The 16,547-nt window shown below is 44.1% G+C and carries 17 protein-coding genes; 4 read left to right on the plus strand and 13 right to left on the minus strand.

All coding sequences use genetic code 11. The features are described 5' to 3' along the window. Window positions 1-43: 43 nt before the first annotated feature. From J2736_RS13930 to J2736_RS13940, 3 genes are all read right to left on the minus strand, one after another. On the minus strand, window positions 44-1,645 hold the full coding sequence (locus tag J2736_RS13930; protein WP_310499206.1) for a hypothetical protein: 1,602 nt from the start codon (window positions 1,643-1,645) through the stop codon (window positions 44-46). A 983-nt stretch (window positions 1,646-2,628) separates the two neighbouring features. Next, window positions 2,629-3,651 (minus strand): LacI family DNA-binding transcriptional regulator, encoded by a 1,023-nt coding sequence (locus J2736_RS13935; RefSeq protein ID WP_310499207.1) that lies wholly within the window; start codon window positions 3,649-3,651, stop codon window positions 2,629-2,631. Between the two features lie 194 nt (window positions 3,652-3,845). Continuing rightward, window positions 3,846-4,655, minus strand: a complete 810-nt coding sequence (locus J2736_RS13940) for a phytanoyl-CoA dioxygenase family protein (protein WP_310499208.1) — start codon at window positions 4,653-4,655, stop codon at window positions 3,846-3,848. Window positions 4,656-4,811: 156 nt separating this feature from the next. Here J2736_RS13940 and J2736_RS13945 point away from each other — a divergent pair, with 156 nt between their 5' ends. Then, a complete protein-coding gene (locus J2736_RS13945) occupies window positions 4,812-5,588 on the plus strand; it encodes a helix-turn-helix domain-containing protein (RefSeq protein WP_310499209.1) in 777 nt (258 codons plus the stop codon). Between the two features lie 86 nt (window positions 5,589-5,674). Further along, window positions 5,675-6,121, plus strand: coding sequence for a DUF4395 domain-containing protein (locus J2736_RS13950; RefSeq protein WP_310499210.1), 447 nt, complete (start codon window positions 5,675-5,677; stop codon window positions 6,119-6,121). 64 nt (window positions 6,122-6,185) lie between these two features. On the opposite strand, the gene J2736_RS13955 is transcribed toward J2736_RS13950, so the two are convergent. The 5 genes from J2736_RS13955 to J2736_RS13975 all read right to left on the minus strand — a co-directional run bounded on the left by J2736_RS13955 (window position 6,186) and on the right by J2736_RS13975 (window position 10,218). Continuing rightward, the gene (locus J2736_RS13955; protein ID WP_310499211.1) at window positions 6,186-6,725 is read right to left on the minus strand and encodes a Rieske 2Fe-2S domain-containing protein; all 540 of its coding nucleotides are present in this window, start codon (window positions 6,723-6,725) and stop codon (window positions 6,186-6,188) included. Between the two features lie 296 nt (window positions 6,726-7,021). Further along, a complete protein-coding gene (locus tag J2736_RS13960) occupies window positions 7,022-7,552 on the minus strand; it encodes a GNAT family N-acetyltransferase (RefSeq protein WP_310499212.1) in 531 nt (176 codons plus the stop codon). A 57-nt stretch (window positions 7,553-7,609) separates the two neighbouring features. Further along, the gene (locus J2736_RS13965; RefSeq protein WP_310499213.1) at window positions 7,610-8,137 is read right to left on the minus strand and encodes a GNAT family N-acetyltransferase; all 528 of its coding nucleotides are present in this window, start codon (window positions 8,135-8,137) and stop codon (window positions 7,610-7,612) included. A gap of 26 nt (window positions 8,138-8,163) precedes the next feature. Then, window positions 8,164-9,210 carry a YkvI family membrane protein gene (locus tag J2736_RS13970; protein WP_310499214.1) on the minus strand — a complete coding sequence of 349 codons (1,047 nt, stop codon included), beginning with the start codon at window positions 9,208-9,210 and terminating at the stop codon, window positions 8,164-8,166. Between the two features lie 90 nt (window positions 9,211-9,300). Then, a complete protein-coding gene (locus J2736_RS13975; RefSeq protein ID WP_310499215.1) occupies window positions 9,301-10,218 on the minus strand; it encodes an aminoglycoside phosphotransferase family protein in 918 nt (305 codons plus the stop codon). Between the two features lie 156 nt (window positions 10,219-10,374). On the opposite strand from J2736_RS13975, the gene J2736_RS13980 reads away from it, so the two are divergent. After that, entirely contained in the window at window positions 10,375-11,787 is a 1,413-nt protein-coding gene (locus J2736_RS13980; RefSeq protein WP_310499216.1) for a discoidin domain-containing protein, read from the plus strand. Window positions 11,788-11,993: 206 nt separating this feature from the next. Here the strand turns inward: J2736_RS13980 and J2736_RS13985 are convergent, their stop codons facing one another. After that, a complete protein-coding gene (locus J2736_RS13985) occupies window positions 11,994-12,371 on the minus strand; it encodes a protein-tyrosine phosphatase family protein (RefSeq protein WP_310499555.1) in 378 nt (125 codons plus the stop codon). A gap of 211 nt (window positions 12,372-12,582) precedes the next feature. Here J2736_RS13985 and mraY point away from each other — a divergent pair, with 211 nt between their 5' ends. Next, complete coding sequence (gene mraY / locus J2736_RS13990; RefSeq protein WP_310499217.1) at window positions 12,583-13,536, plus strand: phospho-N-acetylmuramoyl-pentapeptide-transferase; 954 nt, start codon at window positions 12,583-12,585, stop codon at window positions 13,534-13,536. Between the two features lie 280 nt (window positions 13,537-13,816). Here the strand turns inward: mraY and J2736_RS13995 are convergent, their stop codons facing one another. The 4 genes from J2736_RS13995 to J2736_RS14010 all read right to left on the minus strand — a co-directional run bounded on the left by J2736_RS13995 (window position 13,817) and on the right by J2736_RS14010 (window position 16,500). After that, window positions 13,817-14,101: a hypothetical protein gene (locus tag J2736_RS13995; protein ID WP_310499218.1), complete on the minus strand. Its 285-nt coding sequence runs from the start codon at window positions 14,099-14,101 to the stop codon at window positions 13,817-13,819. A 59-nt stretch (window positions 14,102-14,160) separates the two neighbouring features. Continuing rightward, complete coding sequence (locus J2736_RS14000) at window positions 14,161-15,174, minus strand: S41 family peptidase (protein ID WP_310499219.1); 1,014 nt, start codon at window positions 15,172-15,174, stop codon at window positions 14,161-14,163. A 432-nt stretch (window positions 15,175-15,606) separates the two neighbouring features. Next, window positions 15,607-15,900, minus strand: a complete 294-nt coding sequence (locus J2736_RS14005; RefSeq protein ID WP_310499220.1) for an NUDIX hydrolase — start codon at window positions 15,898-15,900, stop codon at window positions 15,607-15,609. 21 nt (window positions 15,901-15,921) lie between these two features. After that, window positions 15,922-16,500, minus strand: coding sequence for a TetR/AcrR family transcriptional regulator (locus J2736_RS14010; RefSeq protein ID WP_310499221.1), 579 nt, complete (start codon window positions 16,498-16,500; stop codon window positions 15,922-15,924). Window positions 16,501-16,547 lie beyond the last annotated feature (47 nt).

Raw genomic sequence — 16,547 nt, forward strand, 5'->3', positions numbered from 1 at the left:
ACCCCTGAACGTTCCTAGGGTTCCCCTCGAAGCCTGATTACGCTTATTTGAAATCGTTCAGCTTTTTATCTTTCAGTGCCGTGTTAATTTGCTTCGTATACTCTGTGAAAATCTCTCTGCCTTTGAATTTCGTCATCAGCTCTTCACGGTATTGCGGCCAGTTTTTGCCGCTCTTGTCTTCCAGCACCGCTTTGATGTGATATTTACTCATTTCTTTGCGGAAATCTCCGATATTAATGCCAGCAGGAGGAACTAAGCTCACAGGAGGCAAGGCGTTATGCTTCGGAAAGCTTTCAACGGTTTTCAGAATCGCACGGTCGTGCTCAGAGATACGGGAATCGATTAACTCAAATCCAAGAATATTCGGCTCATCTGGTGTAAAGGCAGCGTACACGTTCAACCAGTTGCCAGCTTTCGCGATATCTGCTTCAAAGTTGGCTACGTTCAACGTAATCTTGTTGCCTGCTTTGGTATAGTGTTTGCCTTCTTGACCATAATGCGTCAGCAGAAAGCCTTCTTCACCTGTTAACCAGTTGAGAATTTCCAAGGAGCGCTTCACTTTATCCGGCGTTTTGTCGGCTGTTGTTTTGCTAATTAGGATCGTAGCTTCGGGTACGTTGTATTTCCAAATAATCGGCTTATCCAGCGGGAAAATCGGCTGCCAATTCGCTTTTGGATCCAGCGCCTTCGAGCGGTTTTGTACGCTAGTTGCTAAGCTGTCTAAGGCGACGCTTTTATCGCCGCTGAAGAACATGCCAACCTTGCCTTGCGCTGCTTTATCTAACTGAGCGGGAGCCTTATTCAGGAACCAATCCGGGTCTACAATTCCTGCATTGTTCCATTCCACGACTTGCTCAAGGACACCTTGCACTTTCAGATCCGTGCGATTGTCCACGTAGCTATTGTCCGTAATTTGGAAATCGGCAACAAAGCCGTTATTTAACCATTGTGGGAAGTCAAAAGGTAACGTTACACCACTTCCAGCTGCCGAGAAGCCGTACGTATCTTGCTTGCCGTTGCCATCAGGATCACCTTTGGTGAATTGCGTCATGACGTTGGTCAGTTCGGCGTAATTTTTCGGGGATTTAAGCCCCAATTTATCTAGCCAATCCTGACGGATGTACCACGCCGCGTAGGAGTTGCGTTGAAAAGGATCGATCGCCCGCGTGAATTCCCCTTGCTTTAGTTGGAACGCGTCAACTTCATCTTTGGACACCCATTTGAAATAATTCGGTAAAGCTTCTTTGGTGAAATAAGGAGTTAGATTAGCTGTGATCCCATCCGTGATGTATTTCTGTGACTCTGCACCGCCTGCGATGAATAGATCCGGAGCTGCTCCTCCCGCCAATGTGGCATTGAGCTTATCGTGGTACTCTTTGCCCATCACCATATAATCAATTTTCAAATCTACGTTAAATTTCTCCTCGATGGCCTTCTTCACAAAATCTTTGTCTCCGGAAGGTAAGGTCACATTCGCTAAGTACCCACTGGCTACAGACCAGTTCAACGCGAGCTTTGCTGGCTTCGCCGTTCCCGTCGCATTGGGTGACCCCGTTGCGGTTGACGGTGTTTCTGAGGCCTTGTTATCTGAGCATCCTGTAAGCGCAAACATGGTGGCGAGTCCTAAAAGAGTCCATTTTTTCATTGTACAAACACCCCTCCTATTTATACTTTGTGAGCTGTGGAGCGTGGAGCATACACAGCAAACTACAAACCGCAACAATCAAACAAGAATTAAACCACAAACCGCAAAACGCAACAATCAAACCTAAACAATCAAACCACAACCCCATCAAATTACAAACTGCTTAGACTACAGACCGCTTGGACGAAACATTTCATTCTGATCTACTGGGTTATCTATTTGGTAACGTTTACTTGTTCTAAGTATAGGTCGGTTACATGGTCGAAACTAGCAGACGATTTCAAGAAATAGTGGAGATATTGCAGAACTACACATTCCACATAGCCCTGCCGCGCACACGCAACTCGAAAATTTCGACTTACACACTCCAATTGACCCTGTCGCACACACACAACTCGAAAATTTCGACTTACACATGCCAATTGACCCTGTCGCACACACGCAACTCGAAAATTTCGACTTACACACTCCAATTGACCCTGCCGCGCACACGCAACTCGAAAATTTCGACTTACACACTCCAATTGACCCTGTCGCACACACACAACTCGAAAATTTCGACTTACACAACCCAATTGACCCTGTCGCGCACACGTAACTCGAAATTTTCGACTTACACATGCCACATGCCAGGTCGGATTTCCCTCAGCATCCAATAGTCCGAAATTACCGAATTAATCTTCCTATCCGCCTCATCAATTCTTAATTAGTCCTAACTAACCCAACTATTTCGCCCCAAACGCCTCCGAAACGAGGAATACGAGCAAATAGTTCGGCAGAATCTGACTATTCGTTCTTTTCCGAATGGAAACCTCGTTTTAATTCGGAAATATCGGACTACACGCAGGTTGCCTACAAATTTTAGGATGGAGCATTGTCCTAGCTGGTTGTCATACCTGTTGCGTCGACTCCCTCCATGCCGGCACTCTCTCCATATAAAAAACGCCGCAACCTCCAACAAAAGGAGGCCGCGACGTATTGTTTTACTCAACTAACCGAGATGTTTCTCGTTCTATAAAAATAAGCGGGACTTCAAATTCTCGCTCCTCGCTTGCCTCTACCGTATGCCCAAACTTATGCAGGAGTTTGCTAATCGCTCTTTGAGCTTGAAGCTCGTAAGGGATGTCCCAGCTGGAGATGCCAGGGTAACTCTGCTTAGCCATATAGTCGTTATTAATACTGATCATTTGTAGTCGGTTCGGGAAGTCGATCTTTTGCCTATTGGCAGCCGATAGCAGCTTTAGTGCAACATGATCATCAAAGGCGATAATCCCCGTTCGCTTTGCTGGCCCTGCCACCACATCTTGGAGAAATGCGTCCACGTCCAGTTCCTTCATTTCAACGATGCGATGCGCAATCTTCACGGTCAGTTCCCCTAAACCCTGATGGAATCCATTCCGCCGCTGTTCATCAATGACATTCGAGTATCTGCTGCCCACGTAGATGAGTTCATCACAGCCACGATCTACAAGCAACTTCGTTGATTGTCTGCAAGCCTCAGCAAAGCCTAAATTTACAGCACCAACGGCAATACCCTCGGGCCATCCCCAGCCATTAATGAGTACGAGAGGCGTTCCGCTATTTACAATCGCGCGTGTAGAATCTTTCCCCATCGCTAATCCATGACAGATGAGTCCATCCACCCTTCGCTGCAGCAACACTTCTAAGTTCCTCCGTTCAATCGTCGGATCGAATCCTCCTGATGAAAAAACCGATAAATGATAGCCCGCATGATGGGCTTCCATCTGTAAAACCTCCGCTAACCGCCCGTAATAGCTCGTCAGCCCGGGAACAATCAGGCCGATTTCAAAGGTTTTGTTACGACTCAACCCTGCTGCCATCGTATTGCGTCGATACCCCAATTGCTCTGCCGCCAATTCAACTTTACGGATCGTCTCCTTAGACGAACGGATTCCACCTCTATTCAGCACATTGGAGACCGTGGCAATCGATACGCCTGCTGCTGCTGCCACTTCAACAATGGTCACTTGTTTGGGTCTGCTCATATATGTTTCAACTCCATCGGTTAAACGTTTAACTAACTCCTTTAGATTAAATTGAAGTATTTCAGCTGTCAAGCGAAATCCAATGGAACCCCCTTACCTTTGCAAAAAAGAATCGCTTTCAGGCCATGAAGCTGCCCTAGTAGCGATTCGTGTATCTGCATCTGCATCTATTTTTCTACCATCTGCTCCCCCAATTAATGCGGGTACACGGTCTTGAACTCATCGCCGCAAGGCCCGCCACTAGGGTTAATCTCTAAGGAAACCGGTTCCCCATTTGCTCGAAACAATGGTCGATAATGATTGCTAATATGTGTCGCCGAAGCATTGGCATAGTGGCAAATGAACGCACGGCGGAAGCGATCCTTGGTCTTATTTCGATAAGAACCATGAATCAGATTGCCATTGAAAAAGAGAACGTCGCCGCGTTCCATAACCACGGGCATAGCTTTCTCATCCTTCGGCGGCTTTACATAGTGGGTCGTAAAAGATTCCTTCTCATCTGCGATGTCCGGACATGAAATATCGAGCGCATTCGTTTTCGGAACAACGAGCAATCCACCGTTGTCCTCATCGGCCGCGTCGATCGCTGTCCAAGCTGCAATACAATTGCCAGGCTCAACTTGCAGATAGAAGTTATCCTGATGCAGCGCCTGTCCGCGGGAGCCCGGTGGCTTGTAGTAAAACATGCTTTGCGCAGCCAGCGCCTCCTCCTCATACAAATCTGCTAGTACTTCCAATACGGGCTGATGCAGCATATAGGTCTTGGCGGTCTCATTAAACCGGTGTGGGTGCATGACACGCGGGTAGCGTTTCAGTGGATCGACGACCTCCGTTGACAAATCAGGTTCAAAATATCCTGGAACCTTCTGATGGCTGATCGTTTCAAAAGTTTCATCTATTTCAGCTAAATCATTCTCCGAGAACAGCCCCTTCACAATCACATAACCCTCTGATTCAAAATGCTGTTTTTGTTCCTTTGTCAATTTAACTAATGTTCTCGTCATCACGCTTACCTCCGCCATCAACTTGTATGTCTATGTCTTTAGCATAACGAAATATTGGATTACATAGAAGTAATAATCATGCTAATGATTCCTACAATCCTGCTATTCCGTGATATAATATATCTACTTAAACAGGAAAAGAAGGAGTCTCCCATCATGATATTAAATACAAATGGATTGTTCGCTGGCCATTTCCTAGAACCTGATTCCTATTTTATGAAACGTCCTCACGGTCGTGATGATTGGTTATTGATGTTTACTTTAGAAGGAGCTGGCTTTGTTAATTACCATGGTGTTCAACAAATCTGCAAGAAAGGAGCTCTTATTTTGTTGACTCCAGGTACACCCCATGATTATGGCACGATGAAAAATCATACTTGGCAATTCGTATGGGTGCATTTCCCCTCCACACTAACAGAAACGAACTTGCTCCCACAGGAAGGGCAACTCTTCGTCAATATTGAGAACGAATCCATCCAAGAGCGAATTCACCTAGCTTTTGCCCGCATATTGGCTGACTCCCGTGAACGCGGCGAATATTGGTTCGAGCTCTGCTGCAGTTCCCTACGGGAAATCATCTTGATGATGGCGCAGAAAAGCTTACGCAAAATCGACCCTCGCATCGAAGAAGTACTCCGCTTGCTTTCACAACAGATGCGCGAAGAAATTCGCCTGGATAGTCTCGCTCAGACCGTCGGACTTTCTCCGTCGAGATTATCTCACCTTTTTAAAGCGAGCACAGGCTACTCCATCATTGATACACTGAATCGCATGCGGATTCAACAAGCGGTTATGATGCTAGCCGACACAGGACGCAGCGCTTCGGAAGTGTGTTACGACGTTGGTTTTCAGAACTATAACCATTTCACGAATCAATTTCGTAAGTGGCAAGGCATGACCCCGAGTATGTTTATGAAAAACCTGCGGCAATAATAATTTATTTAAATCCTACCCGAATACTATGAATTAGTGTATACTAAGGATACTAACATTTCATTGTAAACGGAGGATGACCAACTATGTCGAACCAACTTTTGCGGGGCGATTATGATTGTGTAGATGAGGTTCCCTTGCATCGTGTGCGGGGTAATCAACTCGGTATTTTGTTAAGCATTGTTGCCAGTGTTCTGAGTCAGCAGCTTTGGATTCTTGCCGTTCCTTTGATCATTCAGCTTATTAGTCGTTCTTACGGCGTAAAATACAATCTATTCGTCCGGTTGTTCTCCCCACTCTTTCCTGTCAGTTCACGAACCGAAAGCCGCGAGTTGCTGCGCTTCAACAACCTGTTAGCGATCCTGTTTCTGGCGGTTACCCTAACGGCCGTACTCTTCAGTAGCATGACTTTGGCTTACATTACACTAAGTATGCTTACCATAGCGGTCGTGCTTGCGTTAAGCGGCTTTTGCTTCGGATGCTTCGTATATTTTCAATGGAAACAATTCTGGGCACGAAGAAGAAATGCCTAAGTCTATATGCTGAAAACCACAACCGTGAAGGGTTGTGGTTTTTTATCTGTTTCACGAGCCCTATTCACTTCATTGGCGTCGCAATATCCACGTAGACATGCCCCTCAATAATGTAGGGTTCATACGTTTCCAATCTCGGCAGCCCCATAAAAACATCATTCCCCACGATATCGAATTCCGCTCCGTGACAGGGGCACCAGAAGAAAAGCTCCCTTTTGCGGCTTCGCTGCGCTTCAGTTGCCGGCTCCACCGTACAACCCAGATGCGTACAGGCTGGGGAAAGGATCACGAGCGCGCCGCGCTCATCTTTCGTCACATAGACAAATCCTTGTTTAGGCGTCTTTACCCAGGCATCTACAATCGTAGCGGTATAGTAGACCCGCTCGAAACCAGTTAAAGCCTTCAGCCGCTCCACTTCACCGATCTTCACGAAACTACTGGGAATTTCCTTTGTGGTCGGATCTTCCTGCTTTTGCCCATGGGCTACTCCGTAATAAAACAAAGCCGTATTCCCTAAAATCAAGCCAGAAACGCCCAGCACTACTTTACTTGATGAGCTCAAAAAGGATCTTCTTGTGATCTTGCGCGGTAACCGTGCAGTCATACGAACAGTCAACTCCTTCTTAAACCGATTATAACCGAATATGATTCTTCCTTATTTTAACATATACACAATAAAAAAGAAGCCAGATCATAGATCCGGCCTCATCCTACTTGCGTCTTACCCGAAAAGAGAAATGAAACATATTGCAGGCAATACTTTATTCAATTTCAATTCCAATATGGATACATATATTATTCGAACATTATCCGGTAAACAGGTTTACTTCTTTTTTCATTTTAACGCAGTAATACATAGTATGGCCCAAGTCATCACCATTTATACATGAGCTCCAACATTTATTTAGCTTGGATGTGATATAACACATGTTTATAAAGCGGGCTATCCTTCTCCACTCTAGAATGGTTGAACTCGTTGACGAAACGCATGCCGATCTTCATCATGACGCTTTGTGATGGTTTATTTATCTCGGCTGTGAAACTATACACATCGTCCAATCCTAATTCGTCAAATCCATAGCGCAAGCAGGCTTCGGCCCCCTCCGTTGCGTAGCCTTTTCCCCAAGCTTCCTTCCTAAGCCGCCATCCAATTTCTATACAGGGGGTAAATTCAGCCTTAAATATAGCCCTATGGAAGCCAATAAATCCGATAAACGCATTATTTTCTTTGGTCTCCACGGCATAAAAGCCGAATCCGCATTCTTTAAATTCTGCTTGAATGGCATGATAGAACGCATGCGTTTCATCCTTCGATAAGGTTTTCGGGAAAAATCTCATGACCTCTTCATCCGCATTCAATTGGCAAAATGGTTCTAAATCCGCTTCTTCCCAGTCGCGTAAGCGCAATCTCGTTGTTTCCACGTAGTTCATGGTCACACCTCCCTAAGGTCATGTACATCTTCTATGCAATAGAACTTCGCCTGCTCTTTATTGTAAGTGCTTGGCATAACAATGCCTTAGCTTGCCATTGTACATGAGGCGGGTGAATTGGTGCGTAAACCCATCTGCTTCTAGATTATTTTTGCTTACAACATTCTGGGGATGAACCGTCGCATATACGTACCGGCAGCCATTTTCACGAGCGCGCTCTTCGCGCAAGGTATGGAAATATTGCTGTAGCCCTTGACCACGAACAGATTCATGAACAATGGTAGCATCAAGGACGGCAACGAGGGTTAAATCGGATTCTGGCACTCCAAATTCCCTGGCAAGATTACTTTCGCTTGAACCAGGGAACGCCAATACGGAATAAGCAACAAGCTCCTCATTTTGAAAAGCGCCGTATATCTCCCCTTTTCCTTCTATATGATCATCCAAATATTTCTCATCATCCATGGCAAAAAGGTCCGGCGAAGCCAGTCGAGATACGACATCAACCATAAGAGCTCGAATCGCTGGAACATCAGCACGACTCAAGCGTCGAATTTCCACGTTATTAATTGTAGTAACGAACATACCAAGTGCTCCTTCAAAGCATAGATTTATTTAGTAGGGACGGGTCTGACGATTAAAAAAATAAGAAGAATCATCCCCATATACCCAAAGACGGGATACAAATACGTGAGAAGTGATGTAAAGCCAACTTGACTGATTAATAAACATGCCACTAATGTAGCCATAACTACCCAGTTCCGTGGGAGTGGATAGATCCGCCCAATATGTCGCGTAATCCCAAACACATTGCCAATCAACGTCGTTAATATTTCCCCGTAAATAACGAGGATGAATAGGACATGGACGAATTGCCCAAAACCTCGGATAATCTCAGCCATCGGAATATCGTAATTCAAAATCTCTGGCATCCGTGTCTGTATCGCAAAATGGCTAATGAGCAGCATAGCACCAAGCCCAATGCCTCCCCATAAGCCTCCCCATTTCAGGATGCTCTCATCCTTCACCTCACTGCCTAGTGGCACCAATACCGCTTGTGCGAAGGCAAAATTTAAGGCTACATACGTAAACGGACTTAGGATCCATTTCAAATGCGTCATGACTTGCAGTTCTTGCCAATTCCCAGCTCCATGCATACCCTCTATACCAACAACTCGGGTGATCACAAGCACCATGAAAAAAAGCATCAACGGCATGACAAAGGAATTAATGGCTAGGATCCCATGCATCTCTTTACTCATGACCAAGTAGCACAATAATATACTAATGATAATGCCAAATTGATAAGGTAATCCCAGCTGCTCCTCGAAAATAGACCCCGTACCGGACATCATCACAGCGGTTACACCAAATAGGATGATAAACGTTAAGGCATTGGCAACTTTTCCAAAAAAACGCCCGAATAGATAATGGTTCAGCTCCTGGTAGGAGGACGCCTTCAGTCTATGAGAGAGAATCATCATTTTCGTACCGATCCATATGAAAAAGGCCGTTGCAATCCCGATGCCAACTCCGCCATACGCTCCGTAGATGGTAAAGAAGTGCATAATGGACTGTCCAGAGGCAAATCCTGCCCCCACCACAGTCCCCACATACGTAGCAGCAATTTGTAAAATCATGAGCGTTTTCGACTTCATAGCTCCCCCATAGTCAAGCAGTATCTTGTACATCTCCATTGTATGTAAGATAAGCTTGTATATGCCAAATACTAGGAGGTATGCGATGTGCTAATTGGAAAGAGTAAACCAATTGGGTATACACGTCTCAAAGTTGTGATGATCATCTAAAACAACATGAATTCTATCTAACATAGATGCCAACTGTTCAGGAACCACCTGCAGCGTCCACGTAATTGTCGGGAAAATAATCATGGCTGTATAGAGTGCATACAATCGCCAGAATTCATCTGGCACCGTGCCATCAAAGTAGCCGAGTATTTGCCCCCTGCAGAACGGGATACTAACCTCGCGGCTAAAGTAGGCAACTTTCAGAAAATCATGATACGGGTCTCCCCAGTCATATCGGTTATAATCAATAGCTCCCGCATAGCTGCGATTATGAATAAGAAGATTGCTTGTGTGAAAATCATCATGCTGGAAGCGGTTGGGGCGATTCTGCATGTCGTTTGCGTGCTTATGTATAAAAGAGAGGACCGCCTCTTCTTCTGGAAGCGTAACGCCACAATTGCGATAGTTTTCGTATTGACGATTATGCTTTGAGAATCGCTTCTCATACCAGTCTTCTACGTGAGGAGCAGGTAGGTCATGCATAAGTCGCAGCTCACGACCAGCCTCCAACCCAATGTGGAATTGCTCGTCATCCGTTAAGGAAGGTAAGATGTCAGAGGCATCCTCTCCTTCCACATAAATCAGCAGCATATAACAAATATCTAATGTAGGTATGGATCCAAATGCAATAGGCTCGGAAGTTTTTACTCCCTTCGCATACACGTTAGCAACAACGTCGAATTCCGCTCGTTTTTTTTGTATTTGATCCAAAGGTGAAGTACGTAATACATACGCGGGAATGTGACTATTTTCATATAAAAAATATTTCCCATCGAAGGAGAATCCTTTCGTAATCCGCGTCATTTCGGTCACATGTTTCAGTGATGGCAGATACTTATGAAGATCATTTAGGTTCATAGGAATGCTCCTTTCCATGAAAAAATTCGCAATAAGAATAATTTTATTCGGTTTCCAAAAATTACACAATCCGATATAAAGATAGCCACTACCTTTTATTACTAGCAAGCTCTACGATGAACAATGTAAGCGTTATCACAAATGAGGAGGTAATTTATGTCCACGTTCATGAAACTCCCAACTAGACCTACGCAGTTACACGCAGTCGTACTCATGGTGCTGTTCATTTTGACAATGATTGTTCCGGGACGCAGCTATGCAGCTACTACGAATTGTAGCACAGCTTCCTGCCTGACAAGTGCTCTCGCGAGTGCTGCAGCCGGAGATACCATTATTCTTGCATCAGGTACTTACACAGGAAATTTCGTTGTTGCTGCTAATGGTACTTCATCTAACCCAATTGTCCTTAAGAGCGCTAGTGCTTCTTCCAAAGCCATTTTGAATGGAGGCGGCACTTCCAGTGGTTATACGTTATACATCACAGGTGATTATGTTCAGATCAAAGACTTGAAAATAACAAATGCGAAAAAAGGCATCATGCAAGATAACGCGAACAATGGTCTGATTGATGGCGTGGAAGTCTACAATATCGGAGAAGAAGGCGTCCACTATCGTGATGGAAGCTCGAATAATACGATCCAGAATTCCTATGTCCATGACACGGGCACGCTGACTCCCGATTACGGTGAAGGTGTGTATGTCGGCTCTGATGTAGGCAAATGGGGAACTTATAATGCGGCGACAAACAATAATAAAATAAGCAATGTAACCATCGGCCCGAACGTTAGAGCTGAATCTGTCGATATTAAGGAAGGTACGACAGGGACCATTGTGGAGAACAGTACATTTAACGGTACGGGAATAAGCGGAGCGAATTACTCTGACAGCTTTATGGATGTGAAAGGGAATAATTCCATCATTCGCAATAATACGGTGAATCGAAATGGGAATTCCGTCATTGTGGATGCTTTCCAGGTACACGAACGTTCCACAGGCTGGGGATTTAATAATGACTTCTACAACAATATAGCCAATATGGATAATAGCACACCTTATGTTGTTAATGTGGATGGCGGATCTGCAAAAGCATGTGGAAATACACGCAGTCCTTCCGGCAACATGTATACAGGCAGTGTTACTACCTACACAAGCTGTTCGGGAGGCGGCGGTACAAACCCTGTCATTCTGAGCGTATCCTCAGTGACGGATAGTGGTAATGATGGCAATGTTGCGTCGAATACCATCGACAACAGTTTGAGCACCCGTTGGTCCTCACAAGGTGATGGACAATGGATCAGGTATGATCTTGGCTCCAGCAAAACGATTGCTTACTTGTCCGTAGCTTTTCATCAAGGGGATGTGCGCACTACAACGTTCGATATCCAAGTATCCGCAGATGGCTCGGCTTGGTCTTCCGTCGCGAGCAATAAAGTGAGTACACAGACGCTCTCTCAGGTCCAATACGATTTCACAGATACGACGGGGCGCTATGTAAGAATTGTTGGCCATGGCAACTCATCCGGGAATGGATGGAATAGCATTACCGAGGTAGATATTTACGGGAATTAGTTGATTGAGGAAGTGGCTACCCTCTAGGTTCTCTCTCGAGGGAACGAGGGTGTCCTATTTGTAGATACAAAGGCGAAATCATCACTGAAGGGGAACTACAATGCTCTATTTGGCCGAAAAACGCGATTAATAGCGATAATCGGTTAATTAGTGCATATACGTTCCCCTTGCGTGCGTTTTCATCTAATTTTAGCCTAATAAGGCATCTAGGTTCCGCTTCCACTTCCATAGATTTTCTCAAGAGCTTCACGCTGCGGAGGCTTTATGTTTACTTTGGGACGTATGCTTTTTGCCAATGCCTCGGCTTCGTCAAGACTCTTCGCTATGCCTAAGGTGATTAGAGTTCCAGCAGCTACTGCACCGGCTCGACCACCGCCGCCACCACAGTGAAAGCCCACTTTCTTACCACTCTTGTACGCCTCAACCACATGGCCAATCGCCTTCTGGAATAGCTCATCTTGAGGACCTTCGGCATTGTCTCCCAAGGGGACTTTGATCCATTCTACCTTTGCGTTGGGATCTGCACATTCCGTCGCTTCACCACGTAGATCTACAATCACTTCTACATTTTCGTTGTTCACCATGTCTGTCACATCCGCGGCTCCGCCGAAGAAAATCTTATCGTCAATGAGATTCTGATATTTTTTTGCATATTGTTCTCCTCCACTGCTGGACTATGGTTATTAAACTCGAGTAAAATATTGGAAACAAGCTATTTAAAGGGACTATTTGTCCATATAGATGTCGTATACTATCTTATACGAATTTAAATGATTTCGTTAGGGGAGAACCACGATGGAGAGTTCATTATTAAGTGCTTTAAGTGTCTCATTTCTACTTGTCGCTATGTTAACACCTTTTTTAATATGGACATTGCGCAGTTTAAAGCTGACGCAACCAATCCGAGTCGAGTTGCCACCTGACCATCAGGCCAAACGTGGTACGCCACTAATGGCAGGAATTATCCTTCTTATAGGAGTAATTACTTCAACATACTTCCACCCGCTGCCACTGGTCCTTTTCCTTGGAGCAACGTTTGTTTTATTTGGCTTACTGGGATTCATGGATGACTTTAAAAAGGCTGCTTTTCAGGACCCCTCAGGTATTTCAGGAAAAACGAAACTCGTTTTTCAATTCTCATTCACTATTGTATTGTTATTTGTTTTACTTTATCAGTTTGAGTTGAGTTCAGATATAACCCTATTTAAAGGTTACAACCTCCACTTGCCAATTTTCGTTTATCTCATCGTCATGATCTTATTTATTGTTGGTTCAGCCAATGCGATCAATTTTACGGATGGGCTGGATGGACTTCTAATCAACGTTGCCATACCAACGTTCTTTTTCTTTTTTGTCATCTCCGAAAGAATTGAAGTACAGACTTTTTCGTTAGTAATGATTGGCTGCTTACTAGGATTATTTATTTACAATATTTATCCAGCAAAAGCATTTATGGGGGACACGGGCTCCCTTGCGATTGGTGGTTCACTAGCTTTCCTAGCTGTCATCGAAAAGGTTGAAATTTTGATTCCCCTCTTATTTTTTGTCTATATCGCAGAGCAACTATCCGTCATTTTGCAAGTGTGGTATTACAAGAAAACCAAATTGCGCATATTCCGAATGGCACCTATTCATTACCACTTTAGTCTAAAGTATGGCTGGAGTGAGAATAAAATTGTGATGATCTTCGGATTCGTCTCATGGATATCTGCTTTCATTTCTTGGGTGATTTGGAAATACATCCTTTAATTAAAAATCCCCGATGGACGGGGATTTTTAGTTCTCATTTTATGCCGCCAAGTCCGGGCTAAAAGGCTTTTCTTGGGCTGTAACTCGAATTTTGAGACTGTCGATTAATTATTTTGAGGGGTCCCAATTCCGTTAAATAGCTGAGAATCGTTCTGCCAAGTCATTTCTAATCGATTAAGTATTTTTTCGGTTTGAACTAACTCATTAAAATCGATTGTAGGGCAAACGCTTGGGAATTAATCGACAGTCTCATTTTTCGAGTTACGGCAGCTAAGGCGCCTCAAAAATAGGCAGATATTGCCCAAGCGCATAACACGACAATTACGACGCACGCCCAAAAAAGGCCGTAAGTCCGAAAGGAACGATTTGCGAACGCTTTTCGCAGCAATTTCTCGTTCACGATGATAAGGATAAGTCCGATAAGCGGATACCCACCCCAAATCGCAAGCAGTCTGTACGCTGGCTCACTGGTATCGTTGAATAGAAAAGCGAGACCGAGCAACATTAGCGCGCCGAGCGTTGCGAGTACTAATATCGTGCGTGTAAAGTAGGCTAATAGCTTCATGTTTACCTCCAGATGCAGACAGTCTTTTAATGAGACAATCTAACGATGCTTCTATTGAGTTATTTCTTTATAAGATTTTCTAAAGTGGTCCTTATTTCCTTACTAAGTTTGTCTTGTCCAGGAATGGGATGATCCATCATTTGCTCTAGGCCTTGTTTGAGAAGAGTTATATAAGCAGCCTCGAATGCGTCTTCCTGTGATACTTCAATATCCGGAGTAACACCTTTGCCTTCCCAACTGTCCTTTGTTATGGGATTAATAGCATGTGCGTTGGGAATAAACACTTCAAAATGGTCATTGATTCGATGCATCCAACCAGGGTTAGCACCACCACCCGTAGTTTCACCTATAACTGATGCTCTTTTGAGTGCTTGGAGGCTATAAGCAAATTCTTCGGCCCCTGAAAATGTTTGCTCGCTGGTTAAGATGCATACCGGTTTCTTACCCCCAAATCTTTTACCTGAAACATAGGGCATATTCCAAAAAGATTGGGTGATTTTATAATGTCTCCAGTAGTATTCACTTATGGCAACTGCATGCGTGCTCTCCAATAAATAACTTGCAAGGAGAACGACCATAAAGGATGACCCGCCCCGATTTTTCCGAAGGTCAATCATTAAGCCACTCGTATTGGCCAAAAAATTCATCGCGCTGACAGCTGTTTCACCAGCAAATTCCGGAGGAACAAAACTATGTAACTCAAGATAACCAATATTCCCAGGGAGTCGTTCCACTTTAGCAAAACCATAGTTATCCAGCATAAACTGCGTTTTTAAGCTTTCTGGAAATTCGGCTGTACTTTCTTCTACCTTCCTTGGAGGAAGCACGTCTTTACTCCAACAGACATTCAAATGCTTATCTTTGCTTATGGCTCGCAAATCTTTGGTAACAAGCTCGCAGAATGCGGATGCCGTCGTGACTTCATGATAGCTGCCATTTACTACTTTTTGACTAAACTCTGTACGGATATTGTTTGCAACATCTGGGAACACGTAGAAATCATCCAGAAGCTGTAAGAGAGATTCCAGTGTTTCTGTTTTCATTTCTATACTAAGTTTGACATCATGAAGCAAAATTAAAACCTCCCCGTCAGATCTTGGTTGTTTTACCCATTACGACTATATCACTATCAAGAATTCTGGTCGATTAAAATAAGGTTGAGCTCCCACACATGAGCTTGGCGGACGAGACTCTCGTGTGAGACGTCCAAAACTGCTTGCTCAGCTGCTCTTCCGCACTAGATCCCCTCTGAGACGTCGAAATTCGACGTCTCAGCTCCCACACATGAACCGCCGGACTGTGAAGTTCTCTCTTACATCCTGCCAACAAATAAAAAAGAGACCCACAGCAACAGCTGCGGGTCCACATTCATATTTTAAAGGGGGGTCAAGTTTTATTATAAGTTTGGTTTATTAACTCAGTGTGAAATTAAGATTTCAATTGTGTTACTTAACTAAATATAAATTTTGAATAGGGTTCAACCCTACCCGCTACATAATATTCTTTCAAAAATGTGTGAGAGTTTGAGGAAACTGTGGGCCAGTTACTTTGCTGTCTTGTTTTAGAGACTCTATGATTGTTGAAATATCTAACCACTCAAATCCAACCTGAGCAACATCATTTTGTAAATGAGTAATCTTCTCTTCAACTCCTATGGAACAACGAAAGACGAATTCAATGGCGTGCACCTGTTTAACTAAAATAGAGTACTCATGATGATGAGATATATATTCTCTAACGCAAACCAGTTCTTTCACATCATGTTCGATTATGGCTTTTGCAGTATTTCTAACTATCAAGTAGTACCTCCCAATGCCCGACTATTTTTTTACGGCACTCCAACAGGAACAGATTGCATCATGGATACTGTCATTCGTTAACTCAAACACACCATGCAGATGGCCTTTCAACATGTAGACGAATGTTCCGTAATGCATTTGGACCATCATTTTTGGATTCAGAGGGTTAAACAACTTTTGCTCAATGGCTTCTTCATATAAAAGGTTCATGGGTCCACACCAACCACCTGTATAGACCTCTTTTTTCACTTCATCATAAATGTAAGGCGAGAAAGAATACTGCTCAATGAATTGAAATCCCTCCGGATACTTTTGACCTAACGCAATGACCCGCTCCCATCCCAACTCAAACTTCTCACGGATCGTTAAGCCCTTATCGATACCTTCACGCACATAATTCCCATTAAACGTGACAATCGCTTTATACAATTCGTTAACAATATCTTCTTTGCTTTTAAAATAGTGATAAATGTTACCCGTCGAGACGCCGGACTCTTTGGCGATTAACGCCATTGAAGTTGCCTGCAATTCCTTCTGAATAATGATGTTAAGTGTCGTTTCTAGCACAGCTCGCTGTACCTTATTATACGCAACAAACATACTGTTCCTCCCTCCCCATTAATAAATTGAACGCTCGTTCTAGTCAG

This window comes from Paenibacillus qinlingensis (assembly GCF_031455095.1).
GTDB lineage: Bacteria > Bacillota > Bacilli > Paenibacillales > NBRC-103111 > Paenibacillus_E > Paenibacillus_E qinlingensis_A.